This is a genomic window from Lactobacillus hominis DSM 23910 = CRBIP 24.179, from assembly GCF_000296835.1.
Lineage (GTDB): Bacteria > Bacillota > Bacilli > Lactobacillales > Lactobacillaceae > Lactobacillus > Lactobacillus hominis.
This window is the reverse complement of the sequence record NZ_CAKE01000001.1, coordinates 64,525-84,154: the sequence shown is the minus strand read 5'-3', so window position 1 is coordinate 84,154 and position 19,630 is coordinate 64,525. Positions and strand designations below refer to the sequence as shown.

The following is a 19,630-nucleotide window of genomic DNA, read 5'->3' as shown; positions in this document are numbered from 1 at the left end:
AAAGAATACTGGTTTTTTAATACTGGTTAATTACTTCGCGCATTAAAACATCGCCTTCGACAACTGGCGAACCATAATCTACTAATAAATCTGGATTTTCTCCCTTTGAAAAAATAACCATAACTGTTGAATCAAGACCTTTTTGATTCATTAATTCTCGACTAAAACATAATAGTTTTTGTCCTTGTTTTACCTTTTTACCTCGGTCAGTATAAGCATAAAATCCATTGCCTAATAAATCAATTGTATCCACGCCGACGTGCACTAATACCTGCATGTCATCAGATGTATCAAGCAATACTGCTTGTCGTGTTTCAGGAAGACTTGCTACCTGGCCTGAAACTGGCGAATAAATTGTATTTGATTCTTTATCAGGTACTATTGCAAAGCCATCTCCAATCAATTTTTGCGCAAACACTGGATCACTGACATCGGACAAACTCATTAAAACACCATTTATCGGAGCAGTCACTGTAAATACAGCTTGGGGGGTCTTCTTCTTAAAAAAATGTAACATTTCGATTTCCTATCTATTTTCTGCAGTATCTGATCTTCACAATTTCATTTTACGCTCATAGTAATTGCTCTTTCAATTAATAAGCCTGCCTAACATATTATTTAATAAATTATTCAAGTTTTTAAATTTAACATCGAATCTTTATATTTTATTCATACAAGAGCGTTAAAATTAAGATAGTCAATGTATAGAAATTAAGGAACGTTAAAATGGAAAACAATAATGTACTTTCATATATCACTTGGCGTGGTGATATTGATCTTAATGCACGCCCTTTTAGCGCTGTTGATGCGTTAGTTTTATCTTGTTTTGTTTATATTGATTTTAAAGGTATCGTTCCTTCTTCCAATAAGACAATTACCGTAAAAAAGGCTGCTGAGGAATACTTTTCTAGCGATTCACCCCATGATAAAAACGGCATTCGTTACCAAAGTCTGCTTAAGCTCATGGCAGGTTCAGTACGTTTTGCAAATGCTAAATTATCTAACTTTGTTTTTATTTTAACTGATAAAACTCAGTTTTGCGCAATGCGTGTTACTTTAGATGATGGAACGAATTTCTTAGCTTTCAGAGGAACTGACGACAGCTTAGTGGGCTGGAAAGAGGATTTTGAAATTTCTTTTAAAACAACCCCTGCCCAAGAGGCGGCAGCTACTTATCTCAAAGAAATGCTTAAAGATAATAATGAAGTCTTTGTTTTAGGTGGTCACTCCAAGGGTGGTAATTTAGCTGAATATGCCCTATTTTCTTTGTCTCAAAAGCAACGTGAACGCATCAGCGCAGTTTATACTTTTGATAGTCCGGGTCTAAGCAAGCGCGTTGATGAAATTCAACCTAAAATTCATCGCTTTGTGCCAGAATTTAGTATTATTGGTCGCTTGTTTGAACCAGAAGAAGGATTAAAAGCAACTATTGTAGTTAGCGATCGGCCAAAATTAGCCCAGCATGACCCAATGAGTTGGGAAATTGAAGGATCACAGTTTGTAACGCGTAAGCACCGTAATCCTGAATCGCGCATCTATAATCAAATGATCAATCAATGGATCGAAGAGGCATCCCCTGCTGAAAGAGAAGCTTTGACTAATGATTTATTTGACTCTTTTGCAGCAAGCGGAGCAACAAAAATAACCGAATTAAACAAAAATGGCTTTGGCGGATTTGGTGCCATTTTACTTTCACTTACTGATTCATCTAGAAGAACCCGATTTGTTTTGGGAAGTCTATGGCGCGCTATTTTACAAAGATTTAAGAGTTTGCATTTAGAGCGATTATTTATGACTCGTGCATCTTTAATTGGCTGGGCGATGATCATTTTAGGACTGATTGACTTAAAAATACCCAATTATACTTATCGTGCCTTCGGTGCATTAGCGGCCGTCTTTACTTTATTTTGGAGTGCTGACCATATTATTACTGCAGCTAATTCTAAATTAAAGCCAAGATCCAAAAGATTTTTTATTATTTCTTATCTAATAACTTTCGCTCTTTCTGTGGGTATTTTATCTAATAATAGCTGGTTAACATTTTTAGCTCACTATGCCTTGGGCGCATTCTTGATTGGGTTTGCTTACGTAAAATTGCGTGCAGTAATTTTGCGTAAAATCACAGGAATCTTACGCATTGTTTTAGACGTAATCGAGGGATTACTTGCTTTTGCAGTTGGTGTCACTGTAATTGTTAGACCAAGAACTTTTTCTAAAGAATCACTAATTTTTCTTGGTATATTCTTAATTGTTTATGGATTTTTCAAACTAATCATGGAATTATTCAGATTGAGAAAAATGCCAAAAGAGCATCGGTAAGTTGCAAATATGACTCTTTTCCTTTATAATAGCGAAAAAATCTTAAGGAGAATGAATTATGGCAGAAATTTTAGTAACTACTACTGAAAACATCCCTGGTAAAAAATACGAAGTTTTAGGCGAAGTATTTGGCATTACCACACAATCACGAAATGTATTTTCTAATCTTGGGGCTAACTTAAAAAATATCGTTGGTGGAGAAATTAAAACCTATACTAAAATGCTCCACGATTCTCGTGATGAATCAATTGAAAGAATGCGCCAAGCAGCACTTGAAAAAGGTGCAGATGCAGTTGTCATGATGCGTTTTGACTCAGCATCAATTGCTGGCGATATGCAATCAGTTGTTGCCTATGGCACCGCTGTTAAGTTTTTAGACCAATAGAAAGAAAAAACTCAAAATATAGTTTTCAAAAAACATGGTAACAACCATGCTTTTTTTATTAGTTCTTCTATACCTATGTTGTTATTTATTTCTTCTTATCAACCACGAAATAAATCAATGTTTTTATTTCAAAATTAACTTTTTCTTATAATCTTGTTGCTATTGTTATTTAATAGTGCGAAGATATATTTGTTATTTAACAAATAAAAAACTTCGAGGATAAGTAAAATGAATAAAAAGAAAAATACTAATTTTATTTCACAAATAAATAGCATTCAAAGATTCGGATTAAGAAAATTATCTGTTGGCTTGACAACTGTTGTTTTGGGAGCTACTTTTCTTGCTTTTTCTTCCCCAGTTCAAGCTGAAAATAATGAAAATAACTCAGATATAGTTACAAGTAAAAAAGAAACTGAGACCAACTCAACCCAAGCTACTTCTGCTGCAATAACGTCAAACAAACAAAATAATGCAGAAGCAAAAGATACTCAATCTTCTAAAACTAATCAGCAAACTAGTACTAACACTCAAAAAAATAGTCCCTTCAAAGTTGAAATTGATACTCCATCTGGAACCAACAATAAATATCTAATGGCCAATAATGATACTGGTGCTATTCAAGTGAAATTTAGTGGCGATCAGGATTCTTACTTATTCAACAATGGAGATTCATTTTCAATTTCCGTTGAAAATCCAGATAATCTTTTGAAATTTTCATCAAATTTACCCACTTTTAATGCTCCTCTGTCAGACTTTAAGCCAAGTAAAAACGATGACACTTATACTTTTACTTACCAAGGACAAAATCCTTTTAATCTTCAAGAAGGTAACGTAACGCTTAACTTCACTGGTAATAATGATGCTGTGGTTAAATACAATCACGATCATCATGCAGCTAATAATCAAATTGTATATATAAACCCTAAAGTTACTGTGGCCTTCCCTAAGCAAGCACCCGTTAATCAAAATATTGCAATTGGCTTATATCCATATGCAAACATTGTTGATCGTCAAGAAATGATCAGTGGCTATCCTTGGCAAGGAAAAGTTGTCTTTACCCCACATGATTCAAACGGCTTTAAAGAAAATAATGTTACATACACTGGCCCAGAAGAATCTGCTAAAGCTGATATTCCAGAAAAAGACCAACAAGATGCTCGTTTAATGCAATATATTATTAACTGGAACTATGGTCGAGGCCTTGAAGATCCTATCGTTGATCCATTAAATAATGTAATTGCCAAATTACAATTTAACGATGGACAAAAAATCTTACCTCACACGATCAAAGTATTTAAGATTACCGATCCTTCATTCATTGGTAACATTAACCCTATAACCCACCAAATTGAACGCAAGGCAACCGATAAAAAAACTTACGACAAATTAACTGCATGTGAAAATGAAGATCCTAACTTTGAAAAGTTTTTGCAAGATAATATCAGTCAAGACCAATCTCAAATTTCTATTAATCAAACGGGACCTTTTACAGTAAATGACAAAGATTACTCAAAGCAAGGCGCCTACTTCATTCAATTAGATACCTTATTAGATGTTAAAAAGAACTTACCAACCTGGTCGCTTCCAAATAATGGCCCATCGATTTCTTACACTCCACAAAGCGGTCATAACATTAACGGTAGTGGCGATAGAAATTTAAAGACGCAAACATTCTTAGGCTTTAACACCGCTTCTGGAACCGGTTCGCAAGTTAGAGAAAATATTCTCGTCAAATATATTGATGACGATGAAAATAAAATTCTTGATTCAGACAGGTTAATTGAAGGCGTTCCTAACACCAGTAGCAAGTATTCAACTCAAGCTAAAATTAAAGATTTTAAGGTTAAACATTATCTCTTAGTGTCTGACTTAACTAATGGAGAAACTTTAATCTTTGATAGCGATAACCAGCCTGACAACCAAGTTTATGAGGTTCACTTTAAACATGACCACACTAAAGAAAAAGTCATCCAAACTGTCACTGAAACCATCCATTACTACTACAAAGATGCAGAAGGTAAAGTAACTACCAACCATGTCTTCAATGACTACACCAAATCAATTGTCTTTACCCAAGAAAAAGATACCGACTTAGTTACAAACAAATTTACTGAAAATAAATGGGTTCCTAAAACTGGCAACTTTGAAGCAGTGAAATCTCCACGAAAAGATGGTTATAGCTTTGATAAAGCAGAAATTGCAACTCAAGATGTTTTACCAAGTGAAAAGAACTTAGAATTTACTGTTTACTATACTAAAAATAAGCCTGATACCCCAGATCAAAAACCAATTGATCCTAACAACAAACCTACAGATATTATCCCAACTCCACAACTTCCAGACAGTCAACCAAATCATAATCCAGAACCATTGCCTGAAGAACCGGAAACCATAATTCCTCATTCTAATGAAGAACCCCCACGCTTTTCAGATTCTACTGCACCTAATCAAAACCCCGACTCTACCATTGACTCTGAAGCAGACGATCATACTGCAGCTAATGCGCTGACAAAAGATAAGCACGTAGAAAGCAAAGTTTCTCAGGATTTTATCTTGATACATAAAGATAAAAAGAAATTACCACAAACTTCTAATGAAAAAGACACTTCTAATCTTGCTGCTTTAGCGGGATTATTAATAGCAGGAATTGGTTTAACCTTATTTACTAAAAAGAGAAAAATTTAACTTGAGCAAAAAATAAGTGTTTGGGAAAAAAGTCTATTTTTAGTTAATTTTATGCTTTTGCTCAAAAGAAAAATCCTATTAAATCAAGGTTTACTAATACCAAGATTTAGTAGGATTTTTTCTATTTCTGAATTTTTTAAGACACTTTTTACTTATTTTTTCAGTTTTTGATAGCGATCATAATGCCAACCACCCAAAATTGCAGTTACAAAACTTAAGATAAATAACACAAGATTATTAGAATTTTCTTGTAGAAAATGAACTAAAATTAGACATATTAAAATCCAAAATATACTCGAAATTTTTTCTAATAGAATTTTTTCTTTACGAGTTAATGGACGATTATTATCGTTAGATCTATATTTCATAATTCCTCTATAACAAGCAAAAGAGGCAATCCGAAAGAATTGCCTCCCTTAAGTGATATATAAATCCACTTCCCAATGCAGATTATATCGCAAATAGCACTTAACTGTAAATAGTCTGCTTTTAAATTATAACTTTTTTCAGATATAATCTTTAATTTCATAAGGGGGTATTAATTCCAATCGTTTGACGCTCATATAAATGTCGTCTTTCAACTAGCTGATTAATTAAGCTGGCAATTTGATCTAACGAGACATCTTGTTCAATAAAAGGCATCCCGCCAATATTAACTTCATAATTAATTGGACCTTGCGTAACCCAATTAGACCTAATAATAGTATAATCCAAATCTGAATCTTTTAACTCTTTATGAGCATTAGCAAATGGCTGAAGCGTTTTATAAGTAGCATTGCGAGCAGCTTCTTGAACAGAAGGCTTTTGCTCATAAGGACCCATGAAGCCAACAAAAATAATCCGCGACAAGTCAGACTTTTTCATAGCGGCAATAATTTTTTCGATCTTAACATCTACATCTTTACATAAACAGACAACTACCACATCTTGATCTCTCATCGCAAAATCTATTTGGCGCTTGTCATCGATACTGCCAGCAATAATTGTCTGTCTTTGAGAATCGTATTCTTTTTTAGATAAGCCATTGCCTAGCAAGGTGACATGGTCATCAGTATTGTCTAATAAATAATTTCTTACTGCATTTCCAATTTGGCTATTGGTTCCGAGAATTAGTACATTGAGCATATTAATTTCCTTTCCAAAAGCCCACTACCCATGTGTTCTTTTATCCTTATTCTAAGCCATTGGCCAGCTAGATTATAATAATATGCCTTCAGCAACAAAAAATAGGCAGATCTGCATCTGTCTATTGCTTAATAAGATATTGAGCTAAAATATGCGGTAATACTTTTTGATCAAATCTTTTGATTTTTTTAAGTGGATCTTCTTTCTCGTTAATTGCCCAAGTAAAGATAGCACCATAATAATATGTCAAAATTTGATCGGCAATTTTTTCTACTGGGGTATCCTCTTTTAAGTACCCTTTTTCAACAAAAATCCGCAAAATCTTAGTTACTGTAACTAGATCTAAAGTAAACTTTTTCGGGATTGAGCTAGGCAAACTAATATAATTAATCCATTTTCGAGTTCTAGAAATTCCAGATTCAAAAACCACCTGCATAGAACTTTCTAAATAATAACTTAATTCTTCAATAGGAGAATCAAAACTTTCGACGTTTAAAGCTTGATCTTCTATCTTAGAGAAATAGCTATTGGAAAATTCCGTGATTACATCATCTTTTTGCCTGTAATAATTATAAAAAGTGCCTTTAGCTATTCCAGCTCTTTTTGTAATATCTTCAACGACTACATTTTCATAACCTTTTTCAGCAATTAATTCAATCGTCGCATGCATAATTGCCTTTCTAGTAGCCTTTGCATTTTCTTCACGTTTTCCCATAAGCATTCACCTTTTATTGAGGATATTCATACCTATACATTTATAATATACGGTTTTATATATAAGGTCAATGCTTCTTTAAATTATCGGGTGTAATCTTTTTCAATAAAGGGAATTAGCACAAAAGCGAAATATTGCTATACGATATTTAAAACTAATTGAATTATAAGGTAACTTCACCCGCAATATTCGTTTCAAAAAATTGGGCAATTTCTTTAACATCCATACTTTGCCCCAGTGCCCACATTAATTTTGTAACAGCACTTTCAGTCGTCATATCGCAAGCAGAAATTGCTCCTTCTAAAAGGGCCAAGCGCCCAACTTCATAGCGCGTCAAATCACTTCTTTCGTACAAACACTGACTTGTAGCAATCACAGGAATACCTTTTTTAATTAAATCGCCGATAACAGCCACAATATTTCGACGAATGAAGTTCATTCCTCCTAAGCCATATCCTTCAATGACGATTCCTTGACAGCCATTATTCACCATTGCGTAAAGCAAGTTAGGATCAAAGCCCGGAAATAGCTTAATGACTGCCACATGGGGATCAATTTCAGTATTTAAAACGGTTTTTCCGTCATGGGATGGTATCTTGGCTTCTTCATTGAATACAAGACCATCTGACGTAACTTGGGCAACCACCGGATAATTCACGCTTTCAAAGGCATTAAAGTTGATTGTACGTACCTTAACACTTCGACAGCCAAGCATTACTTTTCTATCAAAAGCTAAATAAATACCAGGTTTACAAGTTGCTGAAGCTGCAAAAGCTAAACGTAAATTGTCAGGTGCATCACTTAAAACAACGTTAATTGGCACCTGACTTCCTGTTAATACAACAGGAATATTTATTTTTTGCAGCATAAAAGTCAACATTGAAGCTGTATAAGCCATGGTGTCTGTTCCATGAGACAAGACAATTCCGTCATAGTCATTGCGTGCATCATAAATATTTTCAGCAATTGTACGCCATTCTTCTGGCTGAATGTTAGATGAATCAAGCTGGAGAATATCCTTTATATCAATATCATAGGGTAATTTTTCAAGGCGTTTAATTAAAGTTTCGCCAGATTCTTTTGGAACTAAGCCTTCTTCAGAAACTACCGAAGCAATCGTTCCACCAGTTGATAAAAGTAATAGCTTTTTATTAGACATTTTTTCTCACCTTCATATAGATATTTTAATTATATCAGCTAGCCCTTCTTTTTACTCACAAGAAAAAATCACAATAAGCAATCTTGCTTACTGTGATCAAACTTCTTAATGCAATTTTTTAACTTTTATTAGACGAAGATTTTCTAAATCATCTAACATTGCGCTACATCCACGATAAATATCTTGATAAGCCGTTTCAAAATCACCACTATACCAAGGATCATCGACATCAGCCATAGAGTTTGCAAAGGTTAACAATTTCTTTTCTTTGTGCTTACGATCGCCGTGAGTGATACGATTCATATCAAAGAAATTTTCTTCATCCATCCCTACCAAATAATCAAATTTATCATAGTCATCGCGAATAAGTTGTCTTGCAAAATGATTTTTATAAGGAATATTATGATCAGTCAATATCTTTTTCGCCCGCAAATCCATCGGATGGCTCATGCCATTAGCACTGATCTCATCCCGAGTCGTAGCAGCGGAATCAATAAAATATTTATCTCCAAGTCCTTTTTTGTTAACCATGTCTTGCATAATAAATTGCGCCATTGGCGATCTACAAATATTTCCGTGACATACGAATAGTATCTTCTTCATTTCTTAAATATCAATCCTTTTCTTTGGTATCAATGGATTTGGGGACTTTTAAATCTTTCACTATCTTTCAATAAATTTCACTATTTATCAAATTTTTGTCCCTTTTAAAGCCCTAATTGATTCTTTCTGTCTGTAATATACTGTTCAATACTTTTCAAATCTTCTTTGGTAGCTTTTTTCAAAATAAAATTCTTAGCGACTGATCTTTGATTTAAATATTGCTTACGATCTTTATTTTTATTATCCCATTTTTTATTTGCTTTTACTCTTGCTCTGAGATTTTTTCCATCTAACGCATCACTTTCTATAAGAATAATAAAACTGCAATTATACCTAAAACACAAATAGTATCTTCTTCATTAAGCAGCGTGTTTTCCTTTCTTTAACATATGATCTTTTCCTAAACCAGCGGTTGCAAACCAAATCACACTAATAATAATTGATAAAATGATACTCATCGAAAATCCACTATCTAGACTTATTCGTATTCCTGAATAAATCGTGGTTTGCAGTGAAGTATTTAATTGACTAGCCAAGTATCCTATGGTTGCGTAACTACCGATACTAGCCAGTAAAAGCGGAATAAACGCAATTCGTTTATTTAATAAAACAAACAAAATAGCTAACAAGTATAAAACTAAAACTCCATAGAAAAAGATTTTATAATATGAAATTCCTTGGGCGATTTCATTTTTGTTTTCATCAAGCTTGCTGTTGGCAAATTTTAAAACCAAATCGTTGACTGTTTTTTGTTGATCATTCTTATTTGGTAATTTTAAATTTTCTGCAGTTAATTTACCTTCTTTTTGATAAGAATCAGTAAATTGATAAAAATGATACATGCTAGTTTGCAATTTTATGTTTTTTGGCAGTTTTTCTAATAAAGCATCTTCAACCCCTAAAGCTTGCACTAAAGCTAAGCCATTTTGAACATTGCTATTATTTGATTCTTGCACCGTTTTATTTATCACATGTTTTACTAGATTCGGGGCATTAACCTTCAAAGTAACCGCACTTGATAAAGTCGTGCCCATTGTAATAAAAATACAAATAATCAGGATCATTCTTAAGATCCAAGAAAAAAGTTTACTTAAATGCATATAAAGCTCCTACCTATATTGCCCTGCGATACCGCTTAAATAAAACAACTGCAATCCAAGCTGAGATAAACGAGGGCAAAATAATTACCACGAATAAGTTAGGATCAAGAAAATTTCCTACTCTTATGTAATGTGCGACACTAGTTATTTTCTTTACATTAGAAAAAATAGCTTGATAAACTGTCACATAAATTAATGTCCATTGGATGTAATATTCAATTAAAGTCAACGTAGTAACTGATAATGGGAATATTTTATTAAAAAGACGTAATCCTATATATAATAAAATACCTGAAATAATTACTAAAATCCCCAGTAAGACAAAAAGATTACCTAATTTTAAAATATGATCAGTTCGAATAAAAAGAAAACTGATGAAGAAAAATATTAAAAAGTTTACCGTTGAAAAAAGCAACATCCCTGCAAAAAGTACTAATGCTTTTACAAAGAAAAAATGGTCTTTTTCTTTAAAAATTAAGGTCAAAATTACAATAATTAATATTCCTAAAAATATCGGCCAAACTTGTGTCATTGATTCACCTGATTTCTTTTTATAATTATACTAGTTTTAGCTTCAATTGAAAAAACAAAAAATGTTCTTAATCCCACTTCAAAAAAATGTATTAAGAACATTTTATTTTTTAATATCTTTATTTGTGCCTAATCAGATATAATGTCGTCATTTACTTTCTTACCCGATAAATTTTTCTTGCTTGATACCCGATAAAAGATATATGCAACTAATCCAAAGAAGATTGGTCCAAATGCTGTCCAAAAGGCAGTTGAGTAGTCATGTTCAAGAATTGGCTCTAAAATCGTAAAGATAATTCCCGTGCATACAATAATTTCTATAAAGATTACTAATGCCAAAGTCCACTTATAGTTAGTGAAAACTCTGAATTTTCTTGGGTAATCTTTTTTTAAGAAAAATGGGAAGGCACCAATTAAGAAAATATAAGGTGCAGTCGCAGCTACATTGCCCATATCAGTTAAGATTTGATAAAAAGCACTTGCAGCAGATCCACCAAATGAAACAACAGCAATTAAGAAAAAAAGCAGGCAAGACTTTTGGTCTTACCTGCCTGGCGTTTTACATATTCTTTTCTACCCAATTCCATAATTCGTCAACATTTAATTTAGTCACGCTAGAAAAAGGCAAAAAGGTTACGTTTTCTTTATTTAAATCAATATTCTTACTAATTTTCTGCTTAATCTGACTGGCTTGCATCTTCTTTAATTTGTCCATTTTAGTTGCAACAACTAAAATTGGTAAATCAAGATAAGTCATGTAATTAAACATATTGATGTCATCTTTAGTTGGATCATGACGAGCGTCTACCAGCAAAATCAGTCCCTTTAAATCAGCTCTGGTTTCTAAATAGTCCTGAATCATCTCTCCAAACTGCTCACGCTGTTTTTTTGACACTTTAGCATAACCATACCCAGGTACATCAACTAAGTACAGAGCGTCGTTTATTTTGTAAAAATTAAGGGTTTGAGTTTTACCTGGTTGCTGAGAAGTTCTAGCCAGTTTTCTGCGATTAGTGATCGTGTTAATTAAACTAGACTTTCCTACATTTGATCTACCTGCTAGAGCAAACTCTGGTAAATCATCTTTAGGATATTGTTTATTAGAAACTGCACTGATTACAAATTCACTTGAATTAACTTTCATTATTTGGCAGCCCTTACTTCTTTATCTTCTTTTTTGTCATCGCTTTTATAAGTAACTTTTGGTTGAGCATGCTTAGTGATGACATCCTTAGTAATTTGAACGCCTTCAATATCGTCTTCACTAGGTGTGCGATACATAATATCCATCAAAGAATTTTCAATAATAGAACGCAAACCACGCGCACCCATGTGACGACTAATAGCTAAATCAGCAATTGCTTTTAAAGCTCCATCAGTGAAAGTTAAATCAACATTATCTAAAGATAAAAGCTTCTTATATTGCTTAGTAAGTGCATTTTTAGGCTCAGTCAAAATTCTAATTAAATCTTGAGCGCTTAATTTATCTAACGTAGTAATAATTGGAATACGACCAATAAATTCTGGAATTAAACCAAATTTTACTAAGTCACCAGTTGTTAAGTACTTTTGCCATTCATCAGAATTTACTTGATTTAGCTCATTTTCAGCACCAAAACCAATCGTCTTCTTACCTAAACGATTCTTAACAATATTTTGAATACCATCAAAAGCACCACCAACAATAAATAAGATATTAGTAGTATCCATTCTAATCATTTGTTGTTGCGGATGCTTACGACCGCCTTGAGGTGGAACAGAAGCAATTGTTCCTTCAAGAATCTTAAGTAAAGATTGCTGAACACCTTCACCAGAAACATCACGAGTAATTGATACATTTTCTGCTTTTTTAGAAATTTTATCAATTTCATCAATATAGATAATTCCTCGCTGTGCACGCTCTAAATCATAGTCCGCATTTTGAAGAAGCTTAAGCAAAATGTTTTCAACGTCTTCACCGACATATCCTGCTTCAGTTAATGTAGTCGCATCTGCAATTGCAAATGGTACATTTAAGATTCTTGCCAACGTTTGAGCTAAATAAGTTTTTCCTGAACCAGTTGGTCCAATTAATGCAATATTAGACTTTTGTAATTCAGTGCCACCATCATCCATATCCATTTGATTGATACGTTTATAGTGGTTATAAACAGCAACTGACAAAACCTTTTTGGCACGATCTTGGCCGATTACATATTCATCAAGTTGCTTTTTGATTTCCATTGGCTTAGGCAACTCCTTAGTTTCCTTTAAAGAATCTGCCTTCATCTCATCATCAACTATTTTCTTTGATAAGTCGATACATTCATTGCAAATATATACGCCATTTCCAGCAACAATCTTCTTTACTTGAGATTGTGATTTACCGCAAAAAGAACATTTTACTTCTTCCGGTTGAGTTTTATCATTATTCAAAAAATGACCTCCCTCTCAACATAATATCTTCACTTTAGCATGAATTAAGTTACTAGGTAAAGAATCTAGTTCGCTAAAAATATATAAAAAAGACGACCGCTCTACAGTCGCCTTCCCTATCTCTAATTTCGCTGATTAATCTTTGTCAGCTTTTTTGGTTGAAGATTTCTTAGTAGTAGACTTCTTTGCAGTTGATTTACCTGAAGACTTCTTAGAAGATGCCTTCTTTGCAACTTCTTTTGCCTTATCAGTAACTAAATCAATTGCTTTTCTTACAGCAATATCATGTTTAAGCATGTCATCTGATAAAGTGTTACGTACAACTTTTTCATCCATGTTGTAATCATGTGCCAAGTCCTTAATTTCTTGCTTGATTTCATCTTCAGTTGCATCAAGCTTTTCTTTAGCAACGATAGCTTCAAGAACTAAGTTAGTCTTAACACGTTCTGCAGCATCCTTAGCTAATTGTTCACGCAATTGAGCTTCAGTAGTACCAGTTAACTTGAAGTAAGTTTGTGGATCAATACCTTGACGTTGCATGTTGCCCAAGTATTGGTTCATTTGGTTTTGAACGTCTTCATCAATCATAGCTTGAGGAATTTCGTCGATCTTAGCGTTGTCAACAGCACCCTTAATTGCGGCATCTTGAATAGCATCTTTAGCTGCGTCTTCTTTTTGCTTCTTAAGGTCTTTCTTAATCTTGTCTTTTAATTCATCAAGTGATTCAACAGTATCGTCAACGTCCTTGGCAAACTCATCATCTAACTTAGGTAATTCCTTAGACTTTACTTCATGAATCTTAGTTGCAAAGTGAGCTTCTTTACCAGCTAAATCCTTTGCGCCGTAATCCTTAGGGAAAGTAACTTTAACATCAACATCATCGCCAGCTTTGTGACCTTCAAGTTGATCTTCAAAGCCTGGGATAAATGTGTTAGAACCTAATTCTAATGAATAGTTTTGAGCACTACCGCCATCGAACTTCTTACCATCAACAGTACCTTCGTAGTCGATAGTAACAGTATCGCCCTTCTTAGCTTTACCATCTTTCAAAACTAATTCAGCATTTTGTTCTTGACGCTTCTTAAGTTCAGCATCAACGTCTTTTACTAAAACGCGTTTGTTTTGCTTAGGAACTTCAATACCCTTGTAGTCACCTAATTCAACTTCAGGCTTTACGGAAACAGTAGCCTTCATTACCCAAGGCTTGTCTTTATCCATAGAAACTGGAGTAATTTGAGGTTGACCAACTGGTTCAATCTTAGCTTCCTTTACAGCTTCCGAGTAAGCTTCTGGAAGAACAATGTTTAAAGCATTTTCATAAAGTGCTTCTTCACCATAAAATTGATCAAAAATTACACGAGAAACGTGACCCTTACGAAATCCAGGTACACGCAAATTCTTTTTTACACGTTTAAAAGCTTCGTCTAAGCCCTTTTTAATTTCGTCTTGTGAAATTTCAAAAGTTAATTCACCAGTGGTTTTACCGGTCTTTTCCCATTTTGCAGACATTAATTAATACCTCCGATGTCAAATTTGGGTTTGCTCTTGCACACTCAACTATCTTACCCTAATCCTTGCAAAAACACAAATTTCATTGGTCAATTTTCAAAAAAAGATAAAAAAAAGATGTGTCAAACGACACATCTTTTTGAACTAACTGTTATTAGTCAAGAATTTCAGTAACTTGACCAGCACCAACAGTCTTACCACCTTCACGGATAGTAAACTTAGTACCCTTTTCAATGGCAACTGGCTTGATCAATTCAACAGTGAATTCAACGTTATCACCAGGCATAACCATTTCAGTACCTTCTGGCAATTCAATCTTACCAGTTACATCAGTAGTGTGGAAGTAGAATTGTGGACGGTAATCTGAGAAGAATGGAGTGTGACGACCACCTTCGTCTTTGTTCAAGATATAAACTTGACCCTTGAATTGTTTATGGGTTTGGATTGAACCTGGAGCTGCTAAAACTTGTCCACGTTCAACTTGGTCACGGTCAATACCACGAAGCAATACACCAACGTTATCGCCGGCTTCACCAAGATCAAGAGTCTTGTGGAACATTTCCAAACCAGTAACAGTTGATTTTTCAACTTTGTCAGTTAAACCAACGATTTCAACTTCATCGCCGACCTTAACAGTACCACGGTCGATACGACCAGAAGCAACAGTACCACGACCAGTGATAGTAAATACGTCTTCAACTGGCATTAAGAATGGCTTATCAGTATCACGTTCTGGAGTTGGAATGTATTCGTCAACAGTTTCCATTAATTTTCTGATAACGTCTTGTTGTTCTGGGTCACCTTGAAGTGCCTTCAAAGCTGAACCACGGATAACAGGAACATCGTCACCAGGGTAATCGTATTCAGTTAACAAGTCACGTACTTCCATTTCAACCAAGTCGATCAATTCTGGATCGTCAACTAAGTCAACCTTGTTTAAGAATACAACAATGTACTTAACACCAACTTGACGAGCAAGTAAGATGTGTTCACGAGTTTGTGGCATAGGACCATCAGTTGCAGCAACAACTAAGATAGCACCATCCATTTGTGCAGCACCAGTAATCATGTTCTTGATGTAGTCTGCGTGGCCTGGAGCATCCATGTGTGCGTAGTGACGGTTCTTAGTTTCGTATTCAACGTGGGCAGTGTTGATAGTGATTCCACGTTCCTTTTCTTCTGGAGCTGCATCGATTTGTGAGTAATCTTCAGCTTGTGCTAAACCATCTTCTGCCAAAACAGTAGTGATAGCTGCAGTTAAAGTGGTCTTACCATGGTCAACGTGGCCGATAGTACCAATGTTAACGTGCGGCTTAGTTCTTTCGTAATGTTCTTTTTCTGCCATTAAAATGACCCTCCTGTAAATTTGCAAGAAGTCCGTTGAGTAAGTAACGGATAATTCTCTGTTGATTATTATACTACTTTCAAAGGTAAAAGCATAGCTTTGAACCCCTTTGAAAATATCCTTATCTGATTATACTAGATCCAGAAAAAAAGTAAACCTTTTTTGACTGAAAGTTATTTAAAAAGTGTTATTTGATTTCTCATAAGCCAAATATTGGTAGATTTTTTCTAAAAGATCTTGATTTACTCCACCATTTTTAGAATCAATATAGTGTCTGAAGTCATGAGCAAATTGATCCGGATTTTGAATATATTTATGCAATTTGGGATAAAGCATCCCTAATACTACGTTCATTTCACCAATCATTAGTGGCAATTTGCTTGGATCTCTACGCAAATAATCAGCAATACTTACGCAAACTTCGCGATATATTGCATCTTTTTCTAAAAGTTCAGTTTGACTAGGAATAAATTTTTCTTGTTTTCCCAAGACATAAACCGAGATCGTCTCATCCACTCCTAATTTTATTAAGTCTTCACACAAAGAAATTCTTAATGCGAAGCCTTGGCTAGGATTAAACAATAAGCTTTTAGCAAAATTAACAAAATTTTCTTTGCTTAAACAAAATAATTGCAAATAGTCATCCTGTGTAATGTTTTTTAGCTGCTGGAAATTTTGCATTATTTTTATTTGCTTTTCAGGATCTACGCATTCAACATTTGCTGCAATATTTTTATTCAATAGATTCTTTAGCTGCAAAAACTCAATAAAGTAATGCATTTTTTCAAGTGTTGCTAAATAAAGCTTAAACACTTCAGAATCAGAAAAAAGATCAGGTTCTTCTTTCAGCAAAATATATGCTTGATCAGCCTGATCTTCTTTTAAATATATTGAACACAGCTGACAAACGATATCGGTTCTATGTCCCATTCTCAAAGCTTCTAACAAGTATTGTTTTGCTTGGGAGATATCATTATTAGCTTGTGCTTTTTGAGCTAGTGACAGTAAATTATCTTGACTAGCATTAGTCATTTTTTTGAGCCTCTTTATTTACTCTAATATTTTTATGTTGCAAACTGCGTCGACGATCAGTACGTTTATTTTCTTTATTGTATGGAGCCTTATTTTCATTTTCTCTTTTAGCTTCATTTCTTTTGACCATTGCGCGGTGGCGATTTTGATTGACTTCCATTACTACTGGCAAGACAACTGGACGACGTCCGGTTTGTTTATAGAGATACTTTTCAACATCATTTCTAACGTCTTGCTTTAATTCAGTCCAATCAAACTTTTTGTGTGCAAAGTTATTGTCAATTGCAGTTTTAACAGCTTCGACAGCACCATCCATTAGATCGTGGTTGGCTTTAATATAAACAAAGCCACGTGTTGAAACAATTGGGTTAGAAATAATCTTTTTCTTTTTACGATCAATCGTAACCGCTGCAATAAAGATACCATCATCAGATAAGACTTCACGGTCTCTCAAGACAATATTTCCAACGTCTCCTACTCCAGAACCATCGATCATCGTATCTTCGCCAGGAACAGGATTAGTTAGATAGAATCTGCCCTTTTGCAACTCCAAAGCGTCACCATTTTTAGTTAAATAGATGTCCTTAGGATTCATACCTGCTTCGACAGCAAGATTTTTATGAATTTCTAGCAAACGATATTCGCCAATAGCTGGAATTAAATACTTAGGCTTCATGGTATCGATTAATAATTGTAAATCTCTGCCTGTAGCATGGCCACTAGTGTGCTTATCAATTCCTAATTGCTTTACGGTGCCGCCAGCACGATAAATCATATCGCTAGTTTGAGCAACCATTGTTTCCACTGAGTGTGAGGGAGTCGTTGCAATAAATACTAAATCGCCTTTTTTAATTTTTATCATGCGGTGACGATTCATTGCCATCTTTTGCAAGGACTTCAAGGGCTCTCCCATACGACCTGTTTCAAGAATTACTAATTCTTCGTCTGGAATCTTCTTTAAGTCTTTAGAGTGGACTAATAAACCTTTTGGAACGTCTAAGTATCCAAGCTTCATGGCAGTATAAACAATCTTACCAAGATCTTTACCAGTTAAGTAAACATGACGTCCGGTTTTAGCAGCTGCTTGGAAAATTTCTTGAACACGAATTATATTTGAAGCTTTTGAAGCTGCAATAATTCTACCTTTATGATTCTTAAAGGTATTCAAAATATAATTTTCAATTGCGGTTTGTTGGTCATTTGGAAAGACTGCTTCGGCATTTGTTGAATCGCTCAAAAGTGCTAAAACGCCCTTTTGAGAAATTTCTGACAATCTCACAAAGTCAGTCTTATAGCCCTTTTTAGCTGATGGATCAAATTTAAAATCACCAGTATAAACAATTTCTCCTTCTTTAGTTGAAACATCAATCCCTAAAGAATCTGGCAATGAGTGCGTAGTCTTAAAGAACGACACACTTGCATTTTTAAAATCAATTTCAGTATCGGCATCAATAACATGGAATAAATCATTTTTACGATGACGATTCTCGTGTTGAACAGCAATCTTGGCCAATTCAATAGTTAGTTTTGAACCAAAGACTGGAATATCATAATTACGCAAAATATATGGCAAAGCACCAATTGCATCGGCATGACCATGAGTTAAAAAGATTCCAGCAACTTTGTCTCCATAATCTTTGAAAAAGTCCAAATCAGGAATAACCACATCAATTCCTAATAAAGAGTTATCAGGATATTTTAGTCCAGCATCCAAAATAAAAATTTCATCGTCTACTTGAACGGCATACATGTTTTTTCCATTTTCACGTACTCCACCCAAGATCATTATCTTAATCTTTTGTGACATAATGTTCTTCTTTCTATGTATATTAAATTTTCTTGTGGATCTAAAAGATCAAAACGAAATTAATCTAATTAATTTTATCATATTTAGAAAAAAAGATAAAAGGGTATGAAAAAAGACAGGTCCAAAAGACCTGTCTTTTAATGTGTGCAAAAGCTAATAATTTCATTAACGACGTAAACCTAATTCTTGAATTAAGTCACGGTAACGTTGAATATCTTTGTTCTTTAAGTAACGAAGTAAGTTACGACGGTGACCAATCTTCTTAAGCAAACCAACGTATGAGTGGTGGTCTTGCTTGTTAGCCTTCAAGTGAGCATTTAAGTTGTTAATATCGTCAGTAAGTAATGCGATTTGAACTTCTGGAGAACCAGTATCACCTTCGTGACGAGCAAACTTCTTGATTAATTCATCTTTCTTTTCTTTTGAAATTGCCATTAGAAAAATACCTCTCTTTTTATAATTGCCATTAACAACGTTAGCCGTTGGCGGCGAGAAAACAGCGTTAATGGTTCCAACAAATAAATATAATACCTGTAAATTTTTAAAAAAGCAAGACTAATTTACCTTGCAACCAATACAATCATTTAGTACAATTAACAGGTAAATCTGTATTTTATCGAGGTGAGTTTGATGCCACAAATTAAATCAGCAATTAAGCGTGTTAAGACTAACGCTACTGCAAACAAGCGCAATGCTTCAGAATTAAGTAAATTGAGAACTGCTGTAAGAAAATTCAACGAAGCTGTTGAATCTGACGCAAAAGACGTCCTCGATTTAGAAGTTAAAGCTGCTCGCGCACTTGACAAGGCTGCTTCAAAGGGTCTTATTTCTAAGAACAAGGCAAGCCGTGACAAGTCACGTTTAGCTAAGAAGGCTGCAGCTAAGTAATTCTATAGTTGA

General features: G+C 34.3%; 20 protein-coding genes and 1 pseudogene. 4 read left to right on the top strand and 17 right to left on the bottom strand.

Translation table 11 applies throughout. The features are described 5' to 3' along the window. Window positions 1-16 precede the first annotated feature (16 nt). Complete coding sequence (locus tag BN55_RS00430) at window positions 17-517, bottom strand: PTS sugar transporter subunit IIA (protein ID WP_008469532.1); 501 nt, start codon at window positions 515-517, stop codon at window positions 17-19. 209 nt (window positions 518-726) lie between these two features. Here BN55_RS00430 and BN55_RS00425 point away from each other — a divergent pair, with 209 nt between their 5' ends. The 3 genes from BN55_RS00425 (at window position 727) to BN55_RS00415 (ending at window position 5,389) form a co-directional block, all read left to right on the top strand. Beyond that, the gene (locus BN55_RS00425) at window positions 727-2,319 is read left to right on the top strand and encodes an Mbeg1-like protein (protein ID WP_008469531.1); all 1,593 of its coding nucleotides are present in this window, start codon (window positions 727-729) and stop codon (window positions 2,317-2,319) included. Between the two features lie 58 nt (window positions 2,320-2,377). Then, on the top strand, window positions 2,378-2,704 hold the full coding sequence (locus BN55_RS00420) for a heavy metal-binding domain-containing protein (protein ID WP_008469530.1): 327 nt from the start codon (window positions 2,378-2,380) through the stop codon (window positions 2,702-2,704). Between the two features lie 228 nt (window positions 2,705-2,932). Next, window positions 2,933-5,389, top strand: a complete 2,457-nt coding sequence (locus BN55_RS00415; protein ID WP_008469529.1) for a mucin-binding protein — start codon at window positions 2,933-2,935, stop codon at window positions 5,387-5,389. Between the two features lie 152 nt (window positions 5,390-5,541). Here BN55_RS00415 and BN55_RS00410 read toward each other — a convergent pair whose 3' ends face one another. The 16 genes and pseudogenes from BN55_RS00410 to rpsO all read right to left on the bottom strand — a co-directional run bounded on the left by BN55_RS00410 (window position 5,542) and on the right by rpsO (window position 19,165). Further along, window positions 5,542-5,757 (bottom strand): accessory gene regulator B family protein, encoded by a 216-nt coding sequence (locus tag BN55_RS00410; protein ID WP_008469528.1) that lies wholly within the window; start codon window positions 5,755-5,757, stop codon window positions 5,542-5,544. A gap of 157 nt (window positions 5,758-5,914) precedes the next feature. Beyond that, entirely contained in the window at window positions 5,915-6,514 is a 600-nt protein-coding gene (locus BN55_RS00405; protein WP_008469527.1) for an NAD(P)H-binding protein, read from the bottom strand. A 121-nt stretch (window positions 6,515-6,635) separates the two neighbouring features. Then, on the bottom strand, window positions 6,636-7,229 hold the full coding sequence (locus tag BN55_RS00400; protein ID WP_008469526.1) for a TetR/AcrR family transcriptional regulator: 594 nt from the start codon (window positions 7,227-7,229) through the stop codon (window positions 6,636-6,638). A 163-nt stretch (window positions 7,230-7,392) separates the two neighbouring features. After that, complete coding sequence (locus tag BN55_RS00395; RefSeq protein WP_008469524.1) at window positions 7,393-8,388, bottom strand: asparaginase; 996 nt, start codon at window positions 8,386-8,388, stop codon at window positions 7,393-7,395. A 105-nt stretch (window positions 8,389-8,493) separates the two neighbouring features. Beyond that, window positions 8,494-8,991 (bottom strand): low molecular weight protein-tyrosine-phosphatase, encoded by a 498-nt coding sequence (locus BN55_RS00390; protein ID WP_040469055.1) that lies wholly within the window; start codon window positions 8,989-8,991, stop codon window positions 8,494-8,496. 104 nt (window positions 8,992-9,095) lie between these two features. Beyond that, on the bottom strand, window positions 9,096-9,335 hold the full coding sequence (locus BN55_RS00385; RefSeq protein WP_008469520.1) for a hypothetical protein: 240 nt from the start codon (window positions 9,333-9,335) through the stop codon (window positions 9,096-9,098). A 15-nt stretch (window positions 9,336-9,350) separates the two neighbouring features. Continuing rightward, on the bottom strand, window positions 9,351-10,091 hold the full coding sequence (locus BN55_RS00380; RefSeq protein WP_008469519.1) for a hypothetical protein: 741 nt from the start codon (window positions 10,089-10,091) through the stop codon (window positions 9,351-9,353). Between the two features lie 13 nt (window positions 10,092-10,104). Then, complete coding sequence (locus BN55_RS00375; RefSeq protein ID WP_008469518.1) at window positions 10,105-10,623, bottom strand: SA1002 family membrane protein; 519 nt, start codon at window positions 10,621-10,623, stop codon at window positions 10,105-10,107. Between the two features lie 128 nt (window positions 10,624-10,751). Beyond that, window positions 10,752-11,153: pseudogene (locus BN55_RS00370) on the bottom strand (hypothetical protein); the annotation flags it as partial. A gap of 28 nt (window positions 11,154-11,181) precedes the next feature. Beyond that, window positions 11,182-11,766 (bottom strand): ribosome biogenesis GTP-binding protein YihA/YsxC, encoded by a 585-nt coding sequence (yihA, locus tag BN55_RS00365; RefSeq protein WP_008469516.1) that lies wholly within the window; start codon window positions 11,764-11,766, stop codon window positions 11,182-11,184. Beyond that, on the bottom strand, window positions 11,766-13,037 hold the full coding sequence (gene clpX / locus BN55_RS00360) for an ATP-dependent Clp protease ATP-binding subunit ClpX (protein ID WP_008469515.1): 1,272 nt from the start codon (window positions 13,035-13,037) through the stop codon (window positions 11,766-11,768). The genes yihA and clpX overlap by 1 nt, the downstream gene beginning before the upstream one ends. Window positions 13,038-13,172: 135 nt before the next feature. After that, window positions 13,173-14,546 (bottom strand): trigger factor, encoded by a 1,374-nt coding sequence (gene tig, locus BN55_RS00355; protein WP_008469512.1) that lies wholly within the window; start codon window positions 14,544-14,546, stop codon window positions 13,173-13,175. A gap of 154 nt (window positions 14,547-14,700) precedes the next feature. Next, window positions 14,701-15,891, bottom strand: a complete 1,191-nt coding sequence (tuf, locus tag BN55_RS00350) for an elongation factor Tu (protein ID WP_008469510.1) — start codon at window positions 15,889-15,891, stop codon at window positions 14,701-14,703. Window positions 15,892-16,068: 177 nt separating this feature from the next. Further along, window positions 16,069-16,923 (bottom strand): hypothetical protein, encoded by an 855-nt coding sequence (locus tag BN55_RS00345; RefSeq protein ID WP_008469508.1) that lies wholly within the window; start codon window positions 16,921-16,923, stop codon window positions 16,069-16,071. Further along, window positions 16,916-18,730, bottom strand: coding sequence for a ribonuclease J (locus BN55_RS00340; protein WP_008469505.1), 1,815 nt, complete (start codon window positions 18,728-18,730; stop codon window positions 16,916-16,918). Before BN55_RS00340 ends, BN55_RS00345 begins: the two co-directional genes overlap by 8 nt. A gap of 165 nt (window positions 18,731-18,895) precedes the next feature. After that, window positions 18,896-19,165, bottom strand: a complete 270-nt coding sequence (gene rpsO / locus BN55_RS00335; protein ID WP_008469503.1) for a 30S ribosomal protein S15 — start codon at window positions 19,163-19,165, stop codon at window positions 18,896-18,898. A gap of 195 nt (window positions 19,166-19,360) precedes the next feature. Here rpsO and rpsT point away from each other — a divergent pair, with 195 nt between their 5' ends. Further along, a complete protein-coding gene (rpsT, locus tag BN55_RS00330; protein WP_008469502.1) occupies window positions 19,361-19,618 on the top strand; it encodes a 30S ribosomal protein S20 in 258 nt (85 codons plus the stop codon). Window positions 19,619-19,630 lie beyond the last annotated feature (12 nt).

Bases quoted from the DNA above. Each gene is read 5' to 3' on its own strand.
- BN55_RS00430 (WP_008469532.1), bottom strand. From the start codon at position 517: ATGTTACATTTTTTTAAGAAGAAGACCCCCCAAGCTGTATTTACAGTG.
- BN55_RS00425 (WP_008469531.1), top strand. From the start codon at position 727: ATGGAAAACAATAATGTACTTTCATATATCACTTGGCGTGGTGATATT.
- BN55_RS00420 (WP_008469530.1), top strand. From the start codon at position 2,378: ATGGCAGAAATTTTAGTAACTACTACTGAAAACATCCCTGGTAAAAAA.
- BN55_RS00415 (WP_008469529.1), top strand. From the start codon at position 2,933: ATGAATAAAAAGAAAAATACTAATTTTATTTCACAAATAAATAGCATT.
- BN55_RS00410 (WP_008469528.1), bottom strand. From the start codon at position 5,757: ATGAAATATAGATCTAACGATAATAATCGTCCATTAACTCGTAAAGAA.
- BN55_RS00405 (WP_008469527.1), bottom strand. From the start codon at position 6,514: ATGCTCAATGTACTAATTCTCGGAACCAATAGCCAAATTGGAAATGCA.
- BN55_RS00400 (WP_008469526.1), bottom strand. From the start codon at position 7,229: ATGGGAAAACGTGAAGAAAATGCAAAGGCTACTAGAAAGGCAATTATG.
- BN55_RS00395 (WP_008469524.1), bottom strand. From the start codon at position 8,388: ATGTCTAATAAAAAGCTATTACTTTTATCAACTGGTGGAACGATTGCT.
- BN55_RS00390 (WP_040469055.1), bottom strand. From the start codon at position 8,991: ATGAAGAAGATACTATTCGTATGTCACGGAAATATTTGTAGATCGCCA.
- BN55_RS00380 (WP_008469519.1), bottom strand. From the start codon at position 10,091: ATGCATTTAAGTAAACTTTTTTCTTGGATCTTAAGAATGATCCTGATT.
- BN55_RS00375 (WP_008469518.1), bottom strand. From the start codon at position 10,623: ATGACACAAGTTTGGCCGATATTTTTAGGAATATTAATTATTGTAATT.
- yihA (WP_008469516.1), bottom strand. From the start codon at position 11,766: ATGAAAGTTAATTCAAGTGAATTTGTAATCAGTGCAGTTTCTAATAAA.
- tig (WP_008469512.1), bottom strand. From the start codon at position 14,546: ATGTCTGCAAAATGGGAAAAGACCGGTAAAACCACTGGTGAATTAACT.
- tuf (WP_008469510.1), bottom strand. From the start codon at position 15,891: ATGGCAGAAAAAGAACATTACGAAAGAACTAAGCCGCACGTTAACATT.
- BN55_RS00345 (WP_008469508.1), bottom strand. From the start codon at position 16,923: ATGACTAATGCTAGTCAAGATAATTTACTGTCACTAGCTCAAAAAGCA.
- BN55_RS00340 (WP_008469505.1), bottom strand. From the start codon at position 18,730: ATGTCACAAAAGATTAAGATAATGATCTTGGGTGGAGTACGTGAAAAT.
- rpsO (WP_008469503.1), bottom strand. From the start codon at position 19,165: ATGGCAATTTCAAAAGAAAAGAAAGATGAATTAATCAAGAAGTTTGCT.
- rpsT (WP_008469502.1), top strand. From the start codon at position 19,361: ATGCCACAAATTAAATCAGCAATTAAGCGTGTTAAGACTAACGCTACT.